The organism is Pseudomonas cichorii, assembly GCF_019719005.1.
Classification (GTDB): Bacteria; Pseudomonadota; Gammaproteobacteria; order Pseudomonadales; family Pseudomonadaceae; genus Aquipseudomonas; species Aquipseudomonas cichorii_E.
Genome location: NZ_JAIGPJ010000023.1, coordinates 22,912 through 43,165, shown reverse-complemented (window position 1 = coordinate 43,165; position 20,254 = coordinate 22,912). Strand labels below are relative to the sequence as shown.

Here is a 20,254-nt window from a genome sequence, read left to right as displayed (position 1 = left end):
CAAATCATGGCCATGACAAACCCCAAAACAGATACCTCTTCATTGCCTGTCCTGTCGCGGCACGAGGGGCGCTACCGCAACCATGCGCCAGTCAAGTCGCTGGGGTTTGTCCGCACTCTAGGGGTGTTCTGGAATGCCATGTTCAACAAGCCCCGTGACACGAGGCCTGCCGGCGAGATTCCTGTTCAGCCTCTGTCACGCCAGCAATTGCTGGCGGCACCGGACAATACGGTGTTTCGCCTCGGGCACTCCACGGTGCTGCTCAAGTTGCACAATCAGTTCTGGCTGACCGATCCGGTCTTTGCCGAGCGTGCTTCGCCGGTGCAGTGGGCCGGCCCGAAGCGTTTTCATCAGCCGCCGATCAGCCTTGAAGAACTGCCGCCGCTCAAGGCAGTAATCCTCTCGCACAACCACTACGATCATCTCGATCACATGACCATCAAGACCCTGATGGACAAGACCGAACACTTCCTGGCACCCCTGGGCGTGGGCGACACCCTGATCGAGTGGGGCGTGCCTGAGCACAAGGTCCGGCAACTGGATTGGTGGCAGTCCACCGAGGTGTCGGGTGTTCGTTTCGTCGCCACGCCCTCGCAGCACTTTTCCGGACGAACCCTGCTCGACAGCAATCAGACCCTCTGGGCTTCCTGGGTGATTATTGCGAATGAGCAGCGGATCTTCTTCAGCGGCGATTCTGGCTACTTCGATGGCTTCAAGACCATCGGCGAGCAATACGGGCCTTTCGACCTGACGCTGATGGAAACCGGTGCCTACAACGTCCAGTGGCCGGATGTGCATATGCAACCGGAGCAAACCCTGCAAGCGCATATCGACCTGCGTGGCCGCTGGTTGCTGCCGATTCACAATGGCACCTTCGATCTGGCGATGCATGCCTGGCACGAACCCTTTGATCGCATTCTGGCGCTGGCCTGGGAGAAGAATGTTTCCATTACCACGCCGCTCATGGGGCAGCCGTTCTACATCCAGTACCCGTGCCGTGGTGAAACCTGGTGGCTGGAAGTGGGGGAAGCCGATGAGTCGGTAGAGCCTGCCAAGGCTGCGGTTACCAGGCAGCCTCATGCACGTTGCGACTGCCGTCAGCAAAATGCCTGATGCATCGAGGCTTGTTACACCCTGTAATGATGTGAGGTTTCAAAGAATCCCGTGACGTTGAAGGGGAGACGGCGTGATCGTGTTTTGATGTTATCTTGCTAGTGCTGACCTGATCTGCCGTCAGTGCCACGAGAAAACTCGATGCTCAACAGTAATGCCCTCAGAAAGCTCGACATGCAGGACCTGATGGTCTTCGTTTCGGTTTACGAGCAGCGTAATCTGACACTGGTGTCGGAAGCACTGCATGTCAGTCAGTCGACGGTCAGTTACTGCTTGAAGAAGTTGCGGGCCAACTTCGAAGACGACTTGTTCATCAGTACCCGCAATGGCATGCGCCCGACGCGCAAGGCCATTGCCATGCACAGTCATGTGCAGCAGATCCTGCAAAAGATCAATCTGTGCCATGACGGCCTGCAACTGTTCAACCCTACCAGCCGGCAGACAACCTTCACGGTCTGTGCTCCCGAGTATTTCGAGCTGCTGGTCCTGCCGCACCTGATGCGCAGCTTTATCGCTGCCGGATTTACCGTGACCGTCAACGTTCAAAAGCTGAGCAAGGAGCTGCCTGCCCAGGCGCTGAATGAGGGCCAGTTCGATCTGGCTTTGTGTTTCGGCCCTGGCTTTCATCGCATTCCCGAAGGGCTTATGAGCCAGGTTCTGCTGGAAGACGATCTGGTCTGCGTCATGGACGCCCAGTTCGCGCCCCAGTGTGCCAGCATCGATCTCGAAACCTTCACCCAGCGCCATCATGTGTACCCGACACCCTGGACGTCCGACACCAATATGGTGGATGGCTGGTTGCAGCGCCAGGGACGCGAGCGACACATCATTACCCGCGCCAACAGCTATCGTGCTGCGCTGCAAATGCTTGAAGGGACCGATTTCATCCTGGTCCTGCCGCGTCGTATCCAGACCTTGCTGGCCAATGAACCCTGGGTTGCCGTATTTGAACTGCCTCCTGATTTGCCGGAATTCACTCTGGATATGGTCTGGAGCAGGCATGTCGAGGAAGACGAAGCCAATGGCTGGTTTCGCGAGCAGGTGGTGAAGGTGTGTGCGGAGCAAGGGTTGCTCTGAGTCATCATGTTGCGTTTGAAGGCGGCAGGGCCGGGAAGACGCCATTTCTGACGATACCTATGCAATGGTCGGACAAGCGGAGAATTGCCCGGTCCGGTCGTGCATTGCGCTGTCCTGCATGAGGGGATTTGGCAAGGAAAAGCAGAAAAATCAAAATTTGTGAAAATTTTGCGAATTAATGAAGGCAATATGATGTCACAGGAGCGCTTCCTGAAATTTTCTTCATCTGGTTCCTTCTCCTTCCTTGCGAGTTCGCAACATGAATATTCTGAGTCAGTCCAAATTCTCGACCAAACTGCTGGCAGCTTTCATCGCTTGTGCCCTGATTACCTTGGCCGTGGGTGGCTTGGGTATGGTTGGAATCAGTCGACTGTCCGATGCGCTGGCATTGACCTTTTCCAACAATCTGGTCTCGGTGGGTAACACCAATGAAACGCTGACCAGCCTGACGGCCCACAACCGTGGTCTCTACAGATTGCTTGATGCCCAGGATGGCGGCGTACCGGAGGCGGACAAGGAGAGGGTTCGCCAGGCACTGGCTGCGGACCTGGAACGTATGCAGAAGGTGTTTGCCACTTACCGTGCCACGCCTCTGGAGAGCGATGAGAAAGCTGCCGGTGATGAGTTCGAGAAGCTCATGCCTGCTTATATCTCGGGTGCCAGAAAGGTGTCTGAACTCATGACGGCAGGTAACCTGACCGAGGCACGCAGTCGCCTGAATACCCTGTCTGGTGAGGACTTTGTGAAAGCTCGCAGCCTGTTGCGGGTCATGATTGACTCCAACAATCGCCAGATCAAGGAAGGCGCGATTGCCGCTGCCGAACTCAAGTCCAGTTCTACATTGATGCTGTTGGCAGGGATCGCGATTGCCTTTGTGGTTGCAATCATTCTGGGCATCCTGATTACCCGCATGATTACCGGTCCTCTGGCTATTGCAGTCGCCAGTGCCCAGCGCATCGCCAAGGGTGATCTGACTCAACCCATCGCTTCTGATCGTGGCGACGAAGCCGGCCAATTGCTCAATGCGTTGTCCGATATGCAGGGCGGTCTCAAATACACCATTCAGGAGATCGCCAGCGCTTCGGGGCAACTGGCTTCGGCTGCCGAGGAACTGAGCGCCGTCACCGACGAAAGCACTCGCGGGCTGACCCGTCAGAATGACGAAATCCAGCAGGCGGCCACGGCCGTCAACCAGATGACAGCAGCGGTCGAAGAGGTTGCCCGCAACGCCGTTTCGACTTCCGAAGCCTCGAAAACCGCTACGGACGATGCTGTGCAAGGCCGTGGCCAGGTGGATCAGACCGTCAAGGGCATCACCACCATGGTCAGCGAAATTACTCAGTCGACCGAGGCGGTTGCGCAACTGGCGGGTCATGTACGGGATATCAGCAAGGTGCTGGAAGTGATCCGCAGCATTGCTGAACAGACCAATCTGCTGGCGTTGAACGCTGCCATTGAAGCCGCCCGTGCCGGTGAGCAGGGACGCGGTTTTGCCGTGGTGGCCGATGAAGTGCGTGCGCTTGCTCATCGCACTCAAGCCTCGACCGTGGAAATCGAAGGCATGATCGGTACTGTCCAGGCGGGTGCCGACGGTGCGGTTGCGGCCATGGGCAAAAGCCTGTCGCTGGCCACCAATACTCAGGAGCTGGCAGAGCGTGCAGGTTCAGCGCTGGTCAAGATTACCGACGGTGTCGCGACCATCAACGAGCGCAATCTGGTGATTGCTTCTGCTTCCGAAGAGCAGGCCCAGGTGGCCCGTGAAGTGGACCGCAACCTGCTGAACATCCAGGACCTCTCGACCCAGAGCGCGGCGGGTGCCAACCAGACCAGTGCGTCGAGTCAGGAGCTTTCGCGTCTGGCCACGTCTTTTAACGTGCTGGTGGCGAAGTTTCAGCTTTGAGGTTCTAGCGTTTTTCAGGGTTAGAGGAGGGCAGGATCACTGAGGGTGAGTGATCCTGCCTTTTTCATTCAGGAAGGATTTTGTTCCTTTCGACCATCGCAATGATGGTTTCCAGCAGTTCGGCCTTTGCCTGGGCTGAGGTGATCTCTGCGCTCGCAGCGGCAGTGGACAAGGCTTCAGCAGCACCCAGCATCGCTCGCAGGCCAGCCTGTGAAATGACGCCTGAGGGTGAAAACGGAGCCAGGGCATTTCGGCACTTTTCCAGAAAGATGGCCTCGTACTCCCGCTTTACCTTCTCAAGCTCCGGAGAGCTGGCCAGTGCGGCGACGACACCTGATATTTCGCCCCCATGCAAAACGACGCAGTCCACATAGGACGATGCAATGATATCGGCCTTGTTGAGCAGGGTCGCATCGCTTGTCTGAAAGGCCGCGTCCATAAGGGCTGTCTGGCGTTCATCGAAGTCCTTGTAGAGCGTTGCCAGCAATCCGGCCCGGGTGCCGAAATGGTCATAGACCACGGGCTTGGTCACGCCAGCCTGCTCGGCGAGCCGCCCCAGCGTCAGCGCTTCAGTCCCTTCCTCGCGCACCAGTTGCCATGCCACGTCGAGCAATTGGCGGTGTCGGTCATCTCGCGATAACCGGCGGCGCGGTTGCGGGTCCGGGTTCTGTGGTGACGTGTCAGTGCTTGACATGGAAACCTACCAAAAGTAACTTAATGGCATAACTTACTAAAAGTATATAAGCGTCGTCTTTCATCCGCAATCAACAGGAGTGTTCTCTATGCATGCGCTCATCGTGGTCGCTCATCACGACCCACAGTCACTCACCCATAGTCTGGCGGCACAGGTCGCAGAAGGGCTGATGCTTGCTGATCCCGGGCATACGTTTGAAATCGCGGATCTGTTTGCCGAGTCATTCGATCCGAGATTCAACATGGCCGATCACGCTGTTCATCGCGAAAAGGCTTCGCCACCTGCCGATGTGCTCGCAGAGCAGGCCAGGATCGAGCGGGCGGATGCCTTGGTACTGGTTTATCCGGTCTATTGGTGGTCGATGCCTGCGATCCTTAAAGGCTGGATTGATCGGGTATTTTCCAATGGCTGGGCGTTTGATTACAGCCCCGATGCCACGCTGGTGAAGAAGCTTGGCCACTTGAATGTCCACCTGATAGGTGTCGCCGGTGCCGATGCGGGTACTTTCACGAAGCATGGTTATCTGGATGCGATGAAGACCCAGATCGATCACGGCATTTTCGATTACTGCGGTGCCCGTGTCGTAACCTCTGAGCTCTTGCTGGACTCCGAAACGCAGGATGCGGCTGTTCATCTTGATACTGCGCGTACAGTGGGGCAGAGGATGTTTGCTTCCGGAGTTGCGGGTGAGCCTCTTGCAGAAGTTACGTGGCCTGAGTAGGAGCGAATTCATTCGCGAGGCGGCATTGAAGCCGATGGATTATCTCCCACAGAACATGGGTTATTCGTGAACAGATCGCCACGGTTTCAGCCACAACGCCAGCCCGACCAGCAGCGCCGCGCTATAGGCGCAGCCCAGGGACAGTTGCAGCCAGATGTCTTGCAAGGGATGCAGCAACAGGGCCGCGATTAACATGAACAGCGTGGCCAGCAGCCAATGACTGCGCCACGGGACGACTGCCAGCAAGGATTGGCGACGCATTAATAGCAGGCCTGTGACCAGCGCGCCGCCAAGGGCCGCGAGGGCGATGCCGGTCAAGCCCAGGAAGAACGGCAAGGTGCCCAACAGCAGGGCATTGCACAGGCTGCCGATCAATTCGCAGTTCAGTGGCAAGCGGGTATCGCCGTCGGCATAGGCATAGCGCGCCAGCAGGGCATTCCAGGCTCCGAACATCAAGGGCACGGCGAACCAGGCCAGTAATTGTGGCAGTGGGCCGTCGTGGGTCTGGTTGGGCAGCAACAGCACCACCAGCGCACCCGCCGCGCCGATCAGCCCGGTCACGGCTGGCAGTGTCAGCAATGTGGCACTGCCCAGCCCACGGCGCAGCAGCGACAGGCGTTGGGTGTTCGCGCTGCCGCTCATCAGGCCCAGCAGCACCTGGTTAAGGCTCATCAGAGCGATCAAGGGCAGGTTGATGAGTTTGCGCGCCAGGTTGATCCAGGTCACCGCGCCTTCACCCAGTAACGAGGCGACCATCCGCTCCAGCAGCGCCAGACCCTGACTGGCCAGGTTGCTGCTCAACAGCGGGCCGATTCGTTGTAGCAGCTCACGCACCGCGCCCTGTTCGGTCTGCCAGGACCACGGGCGCCAGCCCGAACGAAACAGGGTCGGCAGCAGAACACCCGGCATCAACAGGCTGCCCAGCACACAGGCAAAGGCCAGACCCTCAGGCGTCGCCGAGTGGCTGAGCACGGCGAGGTAAATCACGGGTGGCAGGTTGAACAGCAGCGAGCCAAGACCGGCCAGTACAAAACGTGAACGCGCTTGCAGGGGAATACACAGCAAACCGTGCAGCAGAAAACCCGGCGCGCACCATGCCAGCCAGTGCAGGCCGCTGCCTGCCTGTGCGTAGCCTTCGCTATCGAGCCCCGGGCCGATCAGCCGCACCCATAACCCGGCACCCAGACTCAGCACCAGACTGAGCAACACCCCGAAAATCAGCAGGCGTGGCGCAAGCACCTGAAGCCAGTGCTGCTGCCGTTCGGCAGAACGCTGTTGATACAACGGCAAGGCTGCCGCACTCAGCAGGCCGGCCGCCAGGGACATGCGCAATGCTTCGGGCAGAAACATCGAGACCAGAAACGCATCGCTCTGGCTGCCCGCGCCCCAGGCGGCCACCAGCAACCACTCGCGGGCAAAGCCGGCCGCCAGGCCGGTCAGCGTCGCGAGGGTCAGCCACAGGGTCGAGCCGAGCATGGGCTGGCGGCTTAATGGAACAAAGTGAACAGGCCTTTGCCGCCCACTTTGTACTTGAGGTTACGGGCGCGTTCGCCTTTGATTTCCGCGTTCGGTCCGCTGACGATGGCGTAGTCCGGGATCGGCTTGGAGACCACACTGCCGCCACCGACCACGGCACCTTCGCCGATATTGGCACCGAAGGAGAGCAGGGCGCGGCTACAGATCCAGGCGTAGTCGCCAATGAATACCGGACCGCCCACTGCCCAGAATTCGGGCTCGTTCAGGTCGTGCCCGCCCGCGATGATCAGTACATGGGAGGCGATGGTCACATGATCGCCTATCACCAGACCGCCACGGGCATCCAGTTGGCAGTGCCAGCCGACGGTGGAGTCGTTGCCGATGCGCAGGCTGTCCACGCCCAGCACTTCGGTATTGCGCCAGACCGTCGAACCCTTGCCGATCTTGGCACCTCCCATGCGCAGCCAGAGCAGACGCAAGGTGTGGCTGGGAATCTTGCAGATCAGGATGTTGTAGATCTGCTCCCAGGTGCGCAGCATGCGGTCGCGCAAGGTCGGCCAGTTGATGCCGTACAGGGGAATCAGCGCACCCAGTGTTTCGCTGGCCAGCAGGCGATAGAAACGTCGGGCCAGAGGATGCTCGATGCGCGGCTCGATATTCAGGTAGCAGATAAAGGACAGGGTCGTGTTCTTGATCCTGGTTTCGAAGCACACCTCGTTGTCCAGCATCCACTGGTAGGCGGCCTGCAGTTCCTCCAGGTCCACGCCCATCTTGCGGGCGTAGTCGGGAAGGGCCTCTCTGAGGTTATGCGAATGCATCATGCGGTGTTTCATTGCGGTGTTCCCAGGTCGGTTGAGGCGGCGGGGGATTTCAAAGGGGGGCCAGCCTTGGTGCGCAGGCGCTTGGCTTCGTGCAGGCTGATGCCGACGAATAGCCAGAACAGCGCGACCAGCACGCTGGTGAAACTGAAGTAGTGATCGAACAGACCGCTGAACAGCGCGGACAGCACGCCGACCGTGCAGCCCAGGCCAATGGCGTTGTCAGGGGTGAGGATGATCTTGCCTGAGGTCGGACGGACTTCCTTCCACCAGCTCACAGTGACGGCAATGAACAGCAACATGCCGGGAATGCCCATCTTGTAGATGAAGTTCAGCCACAGGTTGGAAATACCGAACTGGGTGTAGCCCGGCACGGGAGGGTCGATCTTGAAACCGATGCCGAACGGAAACAGGGCCATGGCCTGCGGGAAGTGCGTGTACTCCAGGAAACGGATGGCGGTACTGGTGTCGTCGTTGCTGAACAGTCCCATGAGACGGTCCTGCAACGGCGGATAGAACATCAGCAACAGCACGCCCCCGATGGCGCCCCCTATCAGCAGGCGACCGAGATACGGCAAGCGGCGACGCGCCATCCACAGCATGACGGCCATCAGGCTCACCAGTGCGCCCCGTGAGCCGGTCAGCAGCAGGCCGATGGCGCCCAGTGCCGCAACGAGCAGGCCCAGGGAGCGCGGCCCGCCGCTGCGGGTGATACCGAAGCAGAATGCAATCGGCAGGATCATCGCCATGGCACCACCGGCCACGTTGGGGTGCAGCCACGGCGAGCCCATGCGACTGGACAGCGACAGCAGGCTCTCGCTCAACACGTCGAGGCCGCCGTAGCCCATGATCGCCAGAATCGGTGTGATGGCCGACGCCGAACCACTGATGACATAAGTCGGAATCGACAGCACCAGCAACATCAGGGTGCCGGTCAGCACAGCGATGATCACCTGCTCCAGTGTCTTGCCATCGTGCAGCAGACGCGGCACCAGAAACAGGATCGACAGGTTGAACAGCCAGCGTACCCAGTTGATCGGGCCGTTGCCGTCGGAAACGATGGTGAGCTGGCCGATCAGGAACGGGAAAGCACTGAACAGCATCAGCGCCAGCAACAGACGCTCGGTACGCATCATCTTCGGCACGCGGTGCTGCTCGAAGAACATGGCCTGCAACAGATAGCTGGCCCAGGTCAGCATGATCAGGGCTTCGGATACCGTGGTGCGAATGCCGATCTGTATCGTGGAATAGGGAATGAAGGCTCCGATCACACAGAACAGCAGCAGGCCGCGAATGGGCTGGCGGATCACGGTAATGATGGACGCTGTCCCGACCGCGATCAGCAGCACCTTGGAGGCTGGCAGCAGCCAGATCAGGATTCCGAAGACCAGGCCGAAAAACAATCCCAGTGGCATCGCTACCGGCATCAACGCAACTCCTCGAGAGCTTCATGCAGGCGTTTGTAGAAAGCCTCGGGGGCGTAATAGGTCGCCCAGGTCCTGGAGATTTCGGGGTCCTCTTCAGGGGCCGTGGACAGTTCACCCATCAGTTGCACCAGGGCCGGGCTGTTGGTGGGCGAGAATCGCGGGCTGTCCGGTGGCGTGATTTCATCCAGAGACGAGCCGGTGGCTACCGCAACCCGCGTACCGACTTTGAGGGCCTCGATCACTGGCAGTCCGAAGCCTTCGGCATACGAGGGTTGCCAGAGGCGATCAGCGTTGCGATAGACCGCATGCAACTCGCTGTCGCTGATGCCGGTGAGCACATGCAGTCCTGGCAGGCGGCGCTGGGACTCGTTCAAGGGTTCGTTGCCACCGACCAGTACCAGGTCCGGCACGGTGGGGAACTGCAGGCGGGCGTTCTGCCAGGCGTCGACGAACCAGGCAATGTTCTTGCGCGGCTCCCGGGTACCGACACACAGCCAGTAACGCTCGGGCAATTGCAATGCGGCAATGTCCGCTGGCTCATCTTTGAAGCCTTCAACCAGCAGCGGCACGATGCGCAGTTTTTTCCGGGCGGACGGGAACAGGCGGATGACTTCATTGGCAGTGAATTGCGAGGGTACCCACACCACATCGGCGACTCTCAGGGAGTAGGCAATCGAAAGGTAGTCGGTCAGGCGATAGAACGCGGCCTTGATGCGCGAGCCGTGATTGTTCTTCTGGGTGATCTGGAACAGGTCATGCAACTGCAGCACGTAGCGTACGTTGGCAGGCTTGCGCCCCAGTGGCAGGCCCATGTTGATATTGGCGACGTAGATCTGCACTTCGGTATCGCGCAGGGCCTTGGGCAGGAACAGGCCCTCGAAACCCAGGCGATCGGGCAGCCGATGGACCGAGTTCAGAGGGGTCGCCCATTTGGGCGTATGGATCAGGCGCCGGATCGGATGATCATAAGGAGCAACCCCGAACAATTGCAGTTGCACATCGGGGTGAGCACGAAAGGCTTCTTCCAGCGCGAAGTTCTGGCGGCCGATGCCGCTGACGGGGTAACCGGCCGCAGCGCGGTAATCAAGTCCGATACGCATGCGCGAGATCCTTGCTTGGGGGCGAAATTCGGGTGTAGATGCCTTCCAGCTGGGCGGCCGAAACCGACCAGTCGTGCCGTGAGCGCACGTAGGCACGTCCGGCTTCGCCAATCTGGATGAGGCGTGCAGGGCTGTCGATGTTGTCGGCGATCAGACGCGCCAGTTGTGCTGGTTCTTCGCTGCCCAGGTAATGCTCGCCATGGGTGACGTCCAGGCCCGAAACACCTTGCCCGGTGGTGACTACGGGCAGGCCGGCAGCCATGGACTCCAGAATCTTCAGCTTCGAGCCGCCCCCCTGGCGCAAGGGCGCGAAAAACATCGAGGAACTGCTTTGCAGGGCTCGCAGGTCCGGCACGAAACCCAGCCATTCGATGCGCTGGTCGGGCCAGCGCTCGCGCCAGGACTCGGGCATGCCAAAACCGCCCACGGCAAAGCGCACGGTGGGTGACAGCTCCCAGACCAGCGGCATGATTTCGTCCAGCGCCCACTCGATGGCATCCACGTTGGGGCCGTATTCGTAGTTGCCGATGAACAGCAGGCGGCGGTTGTAGCGGTCTGCATGAACATTGGCGTAGTAGCTGCAATCCACGCTGTTGACCGCGATGGAGGTGGCCCGGCCACTCAGGCGCGAAAGCACCTTGGCATCTTCTTCGGTCACGGCCACCAGCTCGCTGGTCTGGCGGAAAACCCGCAGTTCCCAGCGCCGGTAGCGCCAGCGGTCATAGACGGCAAAGAAGCTGGCCCAGCGGGGCAGACGGTCATAACTGGCCGCGCCCAGCGCCGATTCGACATTGTGCTCAGTGAGCACGAAGGGTTTGCCCGAACGCTTGAGCGGCCCTTCGAAAGGCTGGAAGGCATAGGTGTGCTGGAGCTGAATGATGTCCCAGTCTTCCTCGAGCAGCTTTTCAAAAGTCTGTTCCAGTTCCGGTGCATAGCCGTTGACGCTGGCCAGCATCGGCGGTGGCGCGAAAGCCACGGCCAGCAGGGTGCGCAGGCTGAGCAGCGGACGCCGGTCAATGACGATCAGGCGTTCCAGCCAGGGTTCCAGGGCGCTGCGGCAGGCATCGTCCAGCGGGGTCTTGGATTGCACCAGCAGGGTAATGCGATGACCACGCGCTGCCAGATTGCGCAGCAGATGATACTCGCGGGTCTTGCCGCCGCTGGTGGTGGGCCAGGGCAGGTAAGGCAGTGTCCATAGAATTCGCATGATTATGGATTCCATTCCAGAATTTGCAGGGTGGGTTTAAGGGCCAGGCTGATGCCCTGGCTACCGGATAATGGAATGTGGGTGCCGGTCAGCGGGTCATGCACGATGCCCTCATGGATTTGTGGAAAATTCAAGGTGGTGCCGTTGGCGCTCCAGAACATCAGCAGGCGTTTGCCGTCGCTGCGTGTCCATGGCACGGCAAACAGATCATCGGGGACTGCGCTGACGGTGGGCGGAGCGGCTGGCTCCAGGCGCGGCCCCGTGATGTTCAGAAAGTTTTGCAGCGCGGTATAGACCGGTTTGGGGTTGGCTTGCAGGTCGAGCAGGCCGTAACCCTGATCGCGGGCGCTGGCGCGTTCGTCCAGATCGCTGAGGTTGAACAGGAAGATGCGCTGGAAATCCAGGGCGCTCATCAGTGCCAGGCGGCGCAGGGTGTAGTCGGCCTGGCCCTGAGTGCCGATGATGGCCTGCATTTCCACCGGGCCGGCATAGCTCGACCAGCCCCATTCGGTGGCCCAGACCTGTGAAACGCCATTGCTGTGCAGCAACTGGTTCATGGCATTGGAGCGCACCAGGAAATCCCGATCCGCGACCGAGTCGCCTTCGGGGTATTCGGAGTAAGGGTGATAGGCCGCCACAATGTTCTGCGAACCCAGGCCGTTTTCCACCAGCGTCTGCAACATGTAGCCCGAGCGGTGCTGCATCTGGCTGTAGTAGGCCATGCCAGCTGTCACGATGGTTTTGTCCGGCATGACAGAACGGATCGCATTGGCGGTGGTAGTCAGCAGATTGCCGTAGGCAACCGGGTCGGCCTGGGGCAGCCAGATGATGTTCGGCTCGTTCCAGACCTGCCAGTTGCCGACATGAGGATAACGCTGGGCCAGTGCCGCCATGCGTGCGGCGAAGACGTTGAAATCCAGCGGAGGATACTGATCACGGCTCGCAGCGGTAGAGACCGAACTGCTGGCGAAGGGGGCCGAGCCCACCAGATAGGCGAGGGTGTTGTAGCGATGGCTTTTGATGGCAGCCATGGCGTTGTCCAGGTCCGTGAGGTTGTACTGATCCTGGACCGGCTCGATGATTGGCCAGTGAATGGTCAGTCGTACCCAGTTCAGCCCCAGTGCGTCCAGACGCTCCATCTGCTGCTGGTAGATCTCCGGAGCGAAATACTGGAACTGCACGTTGACGCCCAGAAAGTCCTTCCAGACCACCGCACGCGGTGCCTGCAGAACGGTCGCTGCCTGAGCGACGGTTCCCAGAGTCATCGCGCTTGTCAGCAGTGCCGCGATGGCCAGCCATGATCTTGATGTGCGCCGCATATCAGTTCACCTCGCATGCCTGCCGGAATACATCCCTGAAACGTTCTGCCGTCTGACTCCAGACCCGGGTCTTGCCTATGCGCGTAGCGTTTTCGGACCACTCGATGGCCATTCGCGGTGCCGCGCAGATACGATTCAATGCCTCGGTCAGAGCCGCTACATCGCCCTGAGGGTAGATCATGCCGTTGCCATGGGAGACTTCTTCGGCAAACGAGCGGGCATCCGACGTGATGACTCCGCGACCGCAGGCGGTGGCCCATGACAGTGCGCCGCTGGTGCCACGCAGCTTACCCAGAAGCTTCAGTTTGCTGGACTCGCGATAGGGCAGGACCATCACATGATGGGCCTGGATGACATGGGCGATCTGGTCGGCGGGCAGGTCGAGTTGCCAGTCCACCAAGTCCGCCAGACCCAGTTGCCGGATGCGCAGACGCAACTGATCCAGATAGCTGCCCGACGGCCCGAAGGCCATTTCCGGCTCGCTGCCACCGGCCAGTGTCAGGCGCACAGTGGAACGCAATTGCGGCTGGGCGACAAAGACATTGGCCAGAGCATCCAGAAGATCCTCGATACCCTTGCCGCGATAGATGAAGCCGAAATACAGCAACCGCAGAGGCTGCAAGGCCGGCAATGGCACCGGTTCGATTGCCAGGTTGCCATGGCTGATCACGGCCATCTGCGACTGCTCCAGTCCCATGCGCTGTTTCAGGCTCTGACTGCCGGCCTGAGTCAGGGTGATCAGGCGGGTCATGCCTCTTGCCAGTTGACGTTCTTCGCGCAGGCACAGTGGGTCGGCCAGCACCGTGGCGATTTCCGGCAGGGGAGAGCGCATGTTGCTGGCCAGGGATAACGGCCATGGCAGTTTTTCCCGGCGCCATACCAGACGCTCCGGATCATGCACGGTGGCGGTCAGAGGCAAATGGGGGAAGCGCTGCCGCAATGCCCGCAATGCCTGAAACTCTGCCAGTCGTCCGCCGCCCAGCTCGGCATGGACCAGATCGATGCCACTCCAGTCGGTTTCGGCGACACGTTGTTCGGCCTGGCGAGGATCGTTGCCGATGCCTTGCAAGGGCGTACGTACCTGCACCCCCGATTCCAGCAGAGCGTTTTTGAGGTGTCCGGCATAATCGGCAATGCCGTTCTGCTCCGGTGGAAGCGGGGCGAGCAGGGCGATTTGCATCAGGCGCGGCTCCCGATGCGTTTCAGGAACTTCAGGACATGCTCCGGTACTTCGAAGCGGCGACGGTTGAGAATTACGCCGTCGACTTTCTTGAACGCGGTATTCAGGGTGGTCAGGGCATCTTCGAGCATCGGCACGGTGGTCTGCTCGGCACGCACCACCAACACGATCTGATCGGCATCACGCAGCAGGACAAACGCTTCCTGGTTGCCGTAAACCCCCGAAGCATTGATCAACACGATCTCTCCCGGTTTGGCCGGCCCACGGCCTTCAGTGCGTACGCTATGGCCTTGTTCGGTCAGCAGCGTACTCAGGCGCGAGATGACAAAGTTCACCCCTTCGCCCCGGTGCACGGAGGTAAAACCGATGGCCAGGCCTTTTTGCGCAACCTGACCCAAAGGCAGGATGCCGTAGATCCGGTGCAGGTTGGCCGTCAGGGCTGCACTGCGATCCTGGGCGCGTTCCAGATCCGGTAGGCTGGTCCAGACCGGCACGCCGAAGCGTCCTTCGATCTTGTCGCCATCGTGGATGCGCTGATCCAGCAAGTAGAAGAAGTACAACGCCAGGAATCCCACGACAACGCTCAACGGGAAGGCCAGCAGCAGCATCAACAGACTTTTCGGGAAGACCCGGCTGGCGTTGAACGTAGCGTCTTCGATGGTGGCGATGTTGCTGATCTGGCTGTTGTCCAGCTCACGGTCGATGCGCGCCTTTTCCAGGCTGTCGGTGTAGAGCGCGTAGCTTTTCTGGGCGGCATCCAGCTCGTTCTGCAAGCGCGAAAGCTCAGGCTCCAGTTTCAATGCCAGCTGGCGGTCGCTTTCCAGTTGGGCCAGTTGCGCGTTCTGCTGTGCCAGTTGAGTTTGCAGGCGGGCGTAGCTGGTCTGCTGGTCGGCATACACGTTCTGCATGCGGTTATAGATAGGGTTTGGCGTAATGCTTTCGGAGCGCTGGATGGTTGCGTCCTGTTCCTTGAGCAGTTGCTTGAGGTTGTTGATTTCCTCGTTGGCGGCACGCACCGGTGGCGCCTGTTCCTTGAACGAGCGCAGCAGTTCCTGACGCTCGACTTCCTTGCCGTTGATACGGTTTTGCAGGTCCTGGCGGTTGGGGTTCAACGCCAGCTCACGGCCTGCCGAGACGGTCTTGGGTTGCGCTGCCAACTGTGTCTTCAGCGTGTCGAGTCCGGCCTTGGTGGAGGCGATGGCGCGGATGGTGTTGTTGCGTTCGGTGCGCAGGTCATTGAGGCCCTGGGATGTATCGGCCAGACGCTGGGAAATGCTCACCGCGCCCAACTGGTTCAGATAGCCCTGGATCTGTTGTTTGTACGAAATGATGTTGGCGCCAATCGCCTTGACTTCGGTTTCGTAGAATCCGTATAGGCTGACGCGCCCCAGGGTCTTGGTGCGTTGCAACTGGTATTCATCGATCCAGGTCTTGAGCACGATCTGCGCGGTCACCGGATCATTCCAGGTGAAGGTCAGCTCCATCACCGATGAGCCCTGTTCGTGACGGACCTTGAAGTTCTTCTCCAGGTCTTCGGCCATGCGCTCGACCGGCGTGCGCTTTTCCGCAAGTCCCAGGAATTGCAGCACGCTGTGACCCGCCTCGAAGATCGAGCGCACGACGTACTTGATGCCGCTTTTCACCGAAGCCATGACGCCGGTTTCAGGCTCGATCTTGGATAGCTCGTTCAGGTACTTCTCGGCCACCATACGCATGATCGGGCGGCCCGTGAGCATGCGCTCTTCGTCCAGCAACGGGTCACGAAGGCCGTTAGGCACCACGATCGCCTGGCGGTCGGACAGCTCGATGGGCACGGTGCTGGTATCGCGGCCTGGCTTGACCAGCAACAGCGCGGTGGACTCATAACGGTTGGGCAGCAGGAACGCGCCCAGAATGACGATGACGAAGGTCACCATCACGGTGATCTTTACTTCGCGCTTGAAGATAAAAAACAGGCGTAGCAGATCGCGAAATGAACGGATATTGATCATGTCTTTTCCCTGACGATTAGTTGTTGTTGCGCAACTCGTAGTTCATGCCCAGGCCTATCGATTTCGCGAAAGGAATCAACTGGTTGAAGTACAGGTTGACACCGTCCACCTTGTTTCCGACCGAGGATTTGGGGACGAACACTACATCGCCGCGTTGCAGCAGGACCGGTGCCCGAGGACCACCGGCGTCTGCCCAGAGAAACTTGCTGTAATCGAAGAAATAGGTCTTGTAGAGGCCGTTCTCTTCAAGGCGCAGCAGCGCCACCTGACGGGCATCTGCATCCAGTGCGACCCCGCCGGCACCGACCAGGGCCTGCTCCAGATTGGTGGCCACATTGACTGGCAGAGTGACCGAGTTGCGTACCGCGCCGCCCACGAAGACGGTATTGCCCGGTGACTGGGAAATATTGATGGTCAGGGCGGTCTCGCGATAGACATCCTTGAGCTTGCTTTCCAGTACATCGTTCAATTGCGGCAGGGTCAGGCCGGCCGCCTTGACCGTACCGATGTAGGGATAGGAAAAGGTCCCGTCATTGAGGACCTGAAACAGCGTCAGCTCATAGATGGAGTTGGCGGTGAACGCCGATATGGATGGCGCCTCCCCGGTATTACGCACGATACGCAAGGTATCTCCGGGGCGAATCCGTTCCGGTGGCAAGGGTTTGCCCGCCAGAGCCCGGCCAGCCGCCTGACCGGCTTCGATCTGCGCCTTGTCGTCGGGCAAGCCGACCCTGGCGGGGGTATTGCAAGCGCTTAGCAGCAATACGCTGATTAACAGCAGAATGCTTTTCATCGGTCCTGAACTCCTGTCATGCACGAATAAGGCTCCCTCTCGGGTAAAGAAATCATGTTGGCCGGTACTGCCTGTCCAGTGCGTGGTGGTTCAGTTCCTCATCGTTGTGTGTGTACGTGCCATGGTGTCCTTACCGTCGAACTTCATGCCTTGGCCGCTTCCGGTGCCCGGCCATAAATGTCAGTGAAACGCACGATGTCGTCTTCCCCCAGATACTCGCCACTCTGTACTTCGATCATCACCAGATCGATGACTCCCGGATTGACCAGACGGTGCGTGTGGCCGGGTTTGATGAAGGTCGACTCATTGGTGTCGAGCATGAATTCCCGCTCGCCATTGGTGACCCGTGCCATGCCGCTGACCACGATCCAGTGTTCGCTGCGATGGTGGTGCATCTGCAGCGACAGCGAGCCTTGCGGGCGAACCACGATACGTTTGATCTTGAAGCGCTTGCCCTCTTCGAGCACGGTGTAAGTGCCCCATGGCCGGGTGACGGTGCGGTGCAGGCGATAGGCATCGTGGCCCTGGCGCTTGAGCTCCTGAGCGATGATTTTCACGTCCTGGCTGCGCGCGCCATCGGCGATCAGCAGGGCGTCCGGTGTATCGATGATGACCAGATTGTCCAGGCCCACGGCACCCACCAGACGTTTCGGGGAGTCGATGTAGCAGTTGGTCACGTCATGCAATACGGTCTGGCCATTGCACTGGTTACCCTGTGCATCTGCGGCAGTGAGTTCGCGCACGGCCTGCCAGGATCCGATATCGCTCCAGCCCAGCTGGCACGGCACCACGGCGACTTTCTGCGAGCGTTCCATCAGCGCGTAATCGATGGAGATGTCCGGCACCTGGCTGAATAGCTCGCTGTCCAGTTCCAGTTGCAGTTCATGGTTGCCTTCTTTGCTGATGCTCTTTTCAAGGCAGGCCTTGACCGCTTTCAGCACGTCGGGAGCATGGATTTCAAGTTCGCGCAGTACGGCATCGACGCGCATGCAGAACATCCCTGCATTCCACAGATGCAGTCCGCCGTCCACATAACCCTGGGCAGTGGCTTCATCCGGCTTCTCGACGAAGCGTGCGACCTGATAGCCCTCGGCATTGAGTGACGGACCTTTTTCGATATAGCCGAAACCGGTTTCCGGTTTGGTCGGCAGAATCCCGAAAGTCACCAGCCAGCCTTGTTCGGCCAGTTCCTGGGCGACGCCGACGGCTTTGGAGAAGGCATCCACATCGGTGATCAGGTGGTCGGCGGGCAGCACCAGCAGCTTGGCGTTGTCGCCATACAACCGGGCCACATGCAGCGCCGCCGCGGCGATGGCGGCCGCCGTGTTGCGGCCAAAAGGCTCAAGAATGAAATCCAGAGGCAGTCTGGTCTTGTTGAGCTGGCGATAGTCGTCAGCAGTGCGGAAATACACTTCACGGTTGGTGACCGTCAGCAGCCTTTCGACTTCCGGCAGCCCTGTGGCGCGTTTGAAGGTTTTTTGCAGCAGACTTTCGCCATCGGGAAGGCGCATGAAAGGCTTGGGCATGGCTTCGCGAGAGACTGGCCAGAGTCGGGTGCCGGACCCGCCGGCGATGATGCAGGGGATGAGGTTGCTCATCAGTAAGCCTCACGAGTGAAGAGCACTGCCGGAACAGTGCGCATAAGGATGTAAAGGTCGAACCAGACGGACCAGTTTTCTATGTACTCAAGATCGAATTCGACGCGCTTTTCGATTTTTTCCACGGTGTCTGTTTCACCACGATAGCCATTGATCTGTGCCAGACCGGTGATGCCTGGCTTGACCCTGTGGCGTGACGTGTACTCCTTCACCGCTTGCTCGAAGAGAATGCCGGCCGCTTTGGTTGCCGTCGCATGGGGCCGAGGTCCCACCATCGACATGCTGCCTGCCACGACATTGAACAACTGTGGCAGCTCATCCAGGCTGGTCTTGCGTATGAAGCGCCCGACTCGAGTGACCCTGGCGTCACCTCGGGTGGTTTGTTGCTCGGCGGTCGCATCGGCCTGATGCTGATGCATGGAGCGAAACTTGAAGACCTCGATCAGGCGGTTGTTGTAGCCATAACGTTTTTGCCGGAACAGCACCGGGCCTGGAGAATCAAGCTTGATTGCCAGGGCGATGAGCAGCATGAACGGCGACAGCGCCAGCACCGCCAGGGTCGACAGCACAATGTCTTCGGCACGCTTGAAGAACGGCGACCAGCCATTGAGAGGCACATCGGAGGCATTGAACATCGGCAGCTTGGCGACTTCGGTAATGCGGTTGTGGGTGTGCCGGAAGGCGATCATGTCCGGCACCAGCAAGACATTCACCGGCAGCCTGCGCAGTTCGCGAATGATGTAGTCCATGCGGTTTTCGGCAGTCCAGGGCAGGGCAACCAGCACCTGGGTAACCTTTTCCTCACGGATCAATCGCTCCAGATCGCTGGTGTTGCCCAGCAACGGCAGGTTGGCGACGGTCTTGGGCATGCGGCCGATGCGGTCATCGATGAAGCCGGTTACCCCCGAACGGATATCCTGATGCTCAAGCAGGTATTCGGCCAGGCGCATGCCGTTTTCCGTAGCTCCCAGAATCACTGCGTTCTGCAAGAAGATACCTTTGCGCATCTGGTGCTTGAAAAACGCCAGCATCAGCAAACGAATGATGCAGAACAGGGCCAGGCTGCTGAGGTACCAGAAAATCAGTTGCTCGTTGTTCAGGTGCTCGAAAAAGCCCATGGTCTGGTGCATGAACAGCAAGAGGCCGAAGGCGGCAGACCAGGCGAAAGCAATGACGCGCAAGCGCAATGCGTTACTGAACAGCGCTTCGGAGTAAACCCCCAGTGCCTGAAAGATCAGGACGCAGACGACACTGAAGAACAGCGGCATCAGTGCGTAGTCCTTGAAGTTTTCGATAGTGCCGTTGTGCATCACCGCAAGGATCAGCATCCCCGGCAGGATGCAGGAAACTCCATGTATCAGACGGATGCCCAAAAGGAAGTATTCGACCAGGCTGGTGCGTGTCAGCGAAAGACTGTCGACTGGTTGCAACCGCATAAAGCTCCCTCACTACATGGCACTCATGGCTCGAGCACCGGTCCATGATCTGTCAGTCGTCATATCGTAGAGTCAAAAAAATATCTTTTCTATTTATTTATCTTTGGTAAAGCCATTTATTTGTCGTTTTTGGTTTTTTTCCTTGTTGTTTTGAAGTGTTGTCAATTTTCCCAAGGTATCCAAAGCCTTTGATAGCGTAAGTCTTTTCTCTGCATTTCGAAGGTTAACCACCTCAAATGGGGGTTTCTTGACAGTAAAGCTCATGACACAAAAAAAGTTTCACTCTGGCGATATTATTTTGCCCTTGATCGTGCTGCAAAGGGGCTTCAGGGACGTTTTACCCAGTAATTGCGGGTCATCCTGCACTGCTTGTGCCCCGGAAAAAATTATCTTCAGGGACGGGC

At 59.1% G+C, this 20,254-nt stretch carries 16 protein-coding genes and 1 pseudogene; 5 read left to right on the top strand and 12 right to left on the bottom strand.

The annotated features are described in order from the left end of the window. The first annotated feature begins 6 nt into the window (after positions 1 to 6). The 4 genes and pseudogenes from K5D32_RS16770 to K5D32_RS26300 all read left to right on the top strand — a co-directional run bounded on the left by K5D32_RS16770 (position 7) and on the right by K5D32_RS26300 (position 4,090). The gene (locus tag K5D32_RS16770; RefSeq protein WP_221601140.1) at positions 7 to 1,113 is read left to right on the top strand and encodes an MBL fold metallo-hydrolase; all 1,107 of its coding nucleotides are present in this window, start codon (positions 7 to 9) and stop codon (positions 1,111 to 1,113) included. Between the two features lie 141 nt (positions 1,114 to 1,254). Further along, positions 1,255 to 2,190, top strand: coding sequence for a LysR family transcriptional regulator (locus tag K5D32_RS16765; protein ID WP_221601139.1), 936 nt, complete (start codon positions 1,255 to 1,257; stop codon positions 2,188 to 2,190). Between the two features lie 259 nt (positions 2,191 to 2,449). Beyond that, a pseudogene (locus K5D32_RS26305) lies at positions 2,450 to 3,229 on the top strand (MCP four helix bundle domain-containing protein); the annotation flags it as partial. Next, positions 3,227 to 4,090, top strand: a complete 864-nt coding sequence (locus K5D32_RS26300) for a methyl-accepting chemotaxis protein (protein WP_409339088.1) — start codon at positions 3,227 to 3,229, stop codon at positions 4,088 to 4,090. The pseudogene K5D32_RS26305 and the gene K5D32_RS26300, both read left to right, overlap by 3 nt. A 64-nt stretch (positions 4,091 to 4,154) precedes the next feature. On the opposite strand, the gene K5D32_RS16755 is transcribed toward K5D32_RS26300, so the two are convergent. Further along, complete coding sequence (locus K5D32_RS16755) at positions 4,155 to 4,784, bottom strand: TetR/AcrR family transcriptional regulator (RefSeq protein ID WP_221578247.1); 630 nt, start codon at positions 4,782 to 4,784, stop codon at positions 4,155 to 4,157. An 88-nt stretch (positions 4,785 to 4,872) separates the two neighbouring features. Here K5D32_RS16755 and K5D32_RS16750 point away from each other — a divergent pair, with 88 nt between their 5' ends. After that, positions 4,873 to 5,505 (top strand): NAD(P)H-dependent oxidoreductase, encoded by a 633-nt coding sequence (locus tag K5D32_RS16750; protein WP_221601137.1) that lies wholly within the window; start codon positions 4,873 to 4,875, stop codon positions 5,503 to 5,505. Positions 5,506 to 5,565: 60 nt separating this feature from the next. Here K5D32_RS16750 and K5D32_RS16745 read toward each other — a convergent pair whose 3' ends face one another. The 11 genes from K5D32_RS16745 to K5D32_RS16695 all read right to left on the bottom strand — a co-directional run bounded on the left by K5D32_RS16745 (position 5,566) and on the right by K5D32_RS16695 (position 19,850). After that, entirely contained in the window at positions 5,566 to 6,981 is a 1,416-nt protein-coding gene (locus K5D32_RS16745) for a lipid II flippase MurJ (protein ID WP_221601135.1), read from the bottom strand. An 11-nt stretch (positions 6,982 to 6,992) separates the two neighbouring features. Continuing rightward, on the bottom strand, positions 6,993 to 7,814 hold the full coding sequence (locus K5D32_RS16740) for an acyltransferase (protein ID WP_221578250.1): 822 nt from the start codon (positions 7,812 to 7,814) through the stop codon (positions 6,993 to 6,995). Next, positions 7,811 to 9,226 (bottom strand): O-antigen ligase, encoded by a 1,416-nt coding sequence (locus K5D32_RS16735; RefSeq protein ID WP_221593885.1) that lies wholly within the window; start codon positions 9,224 to 9,226, stop codon positions 7,811 to 7,813. Before K5D32_RS16735 ends, K5D32_RS16740 begins: the two co-directional genes overlap by 4 nt. Next, positions 9,226 to 10,326, bottom strand: coding sequence for a glycosyltransferase family 1 protein (locus tag K5D32_RS16730; protein WP_221601133.1), 1,101 nt, complete (start codon positions 10,324 to 10,326; stop codon positions 9,226 to 9,228). The genes K5D32_RS16735 and K5D32_RS16730 overlap by 1 nt, the downstream gene beginning before the upstream one ends. Further along, entirely contained in the window at positions 10,310 to 11,533 is a 1,224-nt protein-coding gene (locus K5D32_RS16725) for a glycosyltransferase family 4 protein (protein WP_221593887.1), read from the bottom strand. The genes K5D32_RS16730 and K5D32_RS16725 overlap by 17 nt, the downstream gene beginning before the upstream one ends. 2 nt (positions 11,534 to 11,535) lie before the next feature. Further along, positions 11,536 to 12,852, bottom strand: coding sequence for a cellulase family glycosylhydrolase (locus K5D32_RS16720; RefSeq protein ID WP_221601131.1), 1,317 nt, complete (start codon positions 12,850 to 12,852; stop codon positions 11,536 to 11,538). Between the two features lies 1 nt (position 12,853). Beyond that, complete coding sequence (locus tag K5D32_RS16715; RefSeq protein WP_221578255.1) at positions 12,854 to 14,032, bottom strand: glycosyltransferase; 1,179 nt, start codon at positions 14,030 to 14,032, stop codon at positions 12,854 to 12,856. After that, positions 14,032 to 16,023: a lipopolysaccharide biosynthesis protein gene (locus tag K5D32_RS16710; protein ID WP_221601129.1), complete on the bottom strand. Its 1,992-nt coding sequence runs from the start codon at positions 16,021 to 16,023 to the stop codon at positions 14,032 to 14,034. Before K5D32_RS16710 ends, K5D32_RS16715 begins: the two co-directional genes overlap by 1 nt. Before the next feature lie 16 nt (positions 16,024 to 16,039). Beyond that, positions 16,040 to 16,816, bottom strand: coding sequence for a polysaccharide biosynthesis/export family protein (locus K5D32_RS16705; protein WP_221560745.1), 777 nt, complete (start codon positions 16,814 to 16,816; stop codon positions 16,040 to 16,042). Between the two features lie 143 nt (positions 16,817 to 16,959). After that, the gene (locus K5D32_RS16700; RefSeq protein ID WP_221601128.1) at positions 16,960 to 18,414 is read right to left on the bottom strand and encodes a mannose-1-phosphate guanylyltransferase/mannose-6-phosphate isomerase; all 1,455 of its coding nucleotides are present in this window, start codon (positions 18,412 to 18,414) and stop codon (positions 16,960 to 16,962) included. Then, entirely contained in the window at positions 18,414 to 19,850 is a 1,437-nt protein-coding gene (locus tag K5D32_RS16695; RefSeq protein WP_221578258.1) for an undecaprenyl-phosphate glucose phosphotransferase, read from the bottom strand. Before K5D32_RS16695 ends, K5D32_RS16700 begins: the two co-directional genes overlap by 1 nt. Positions 19,851 to 20,254: the final 404 nt, after the last annotated feature.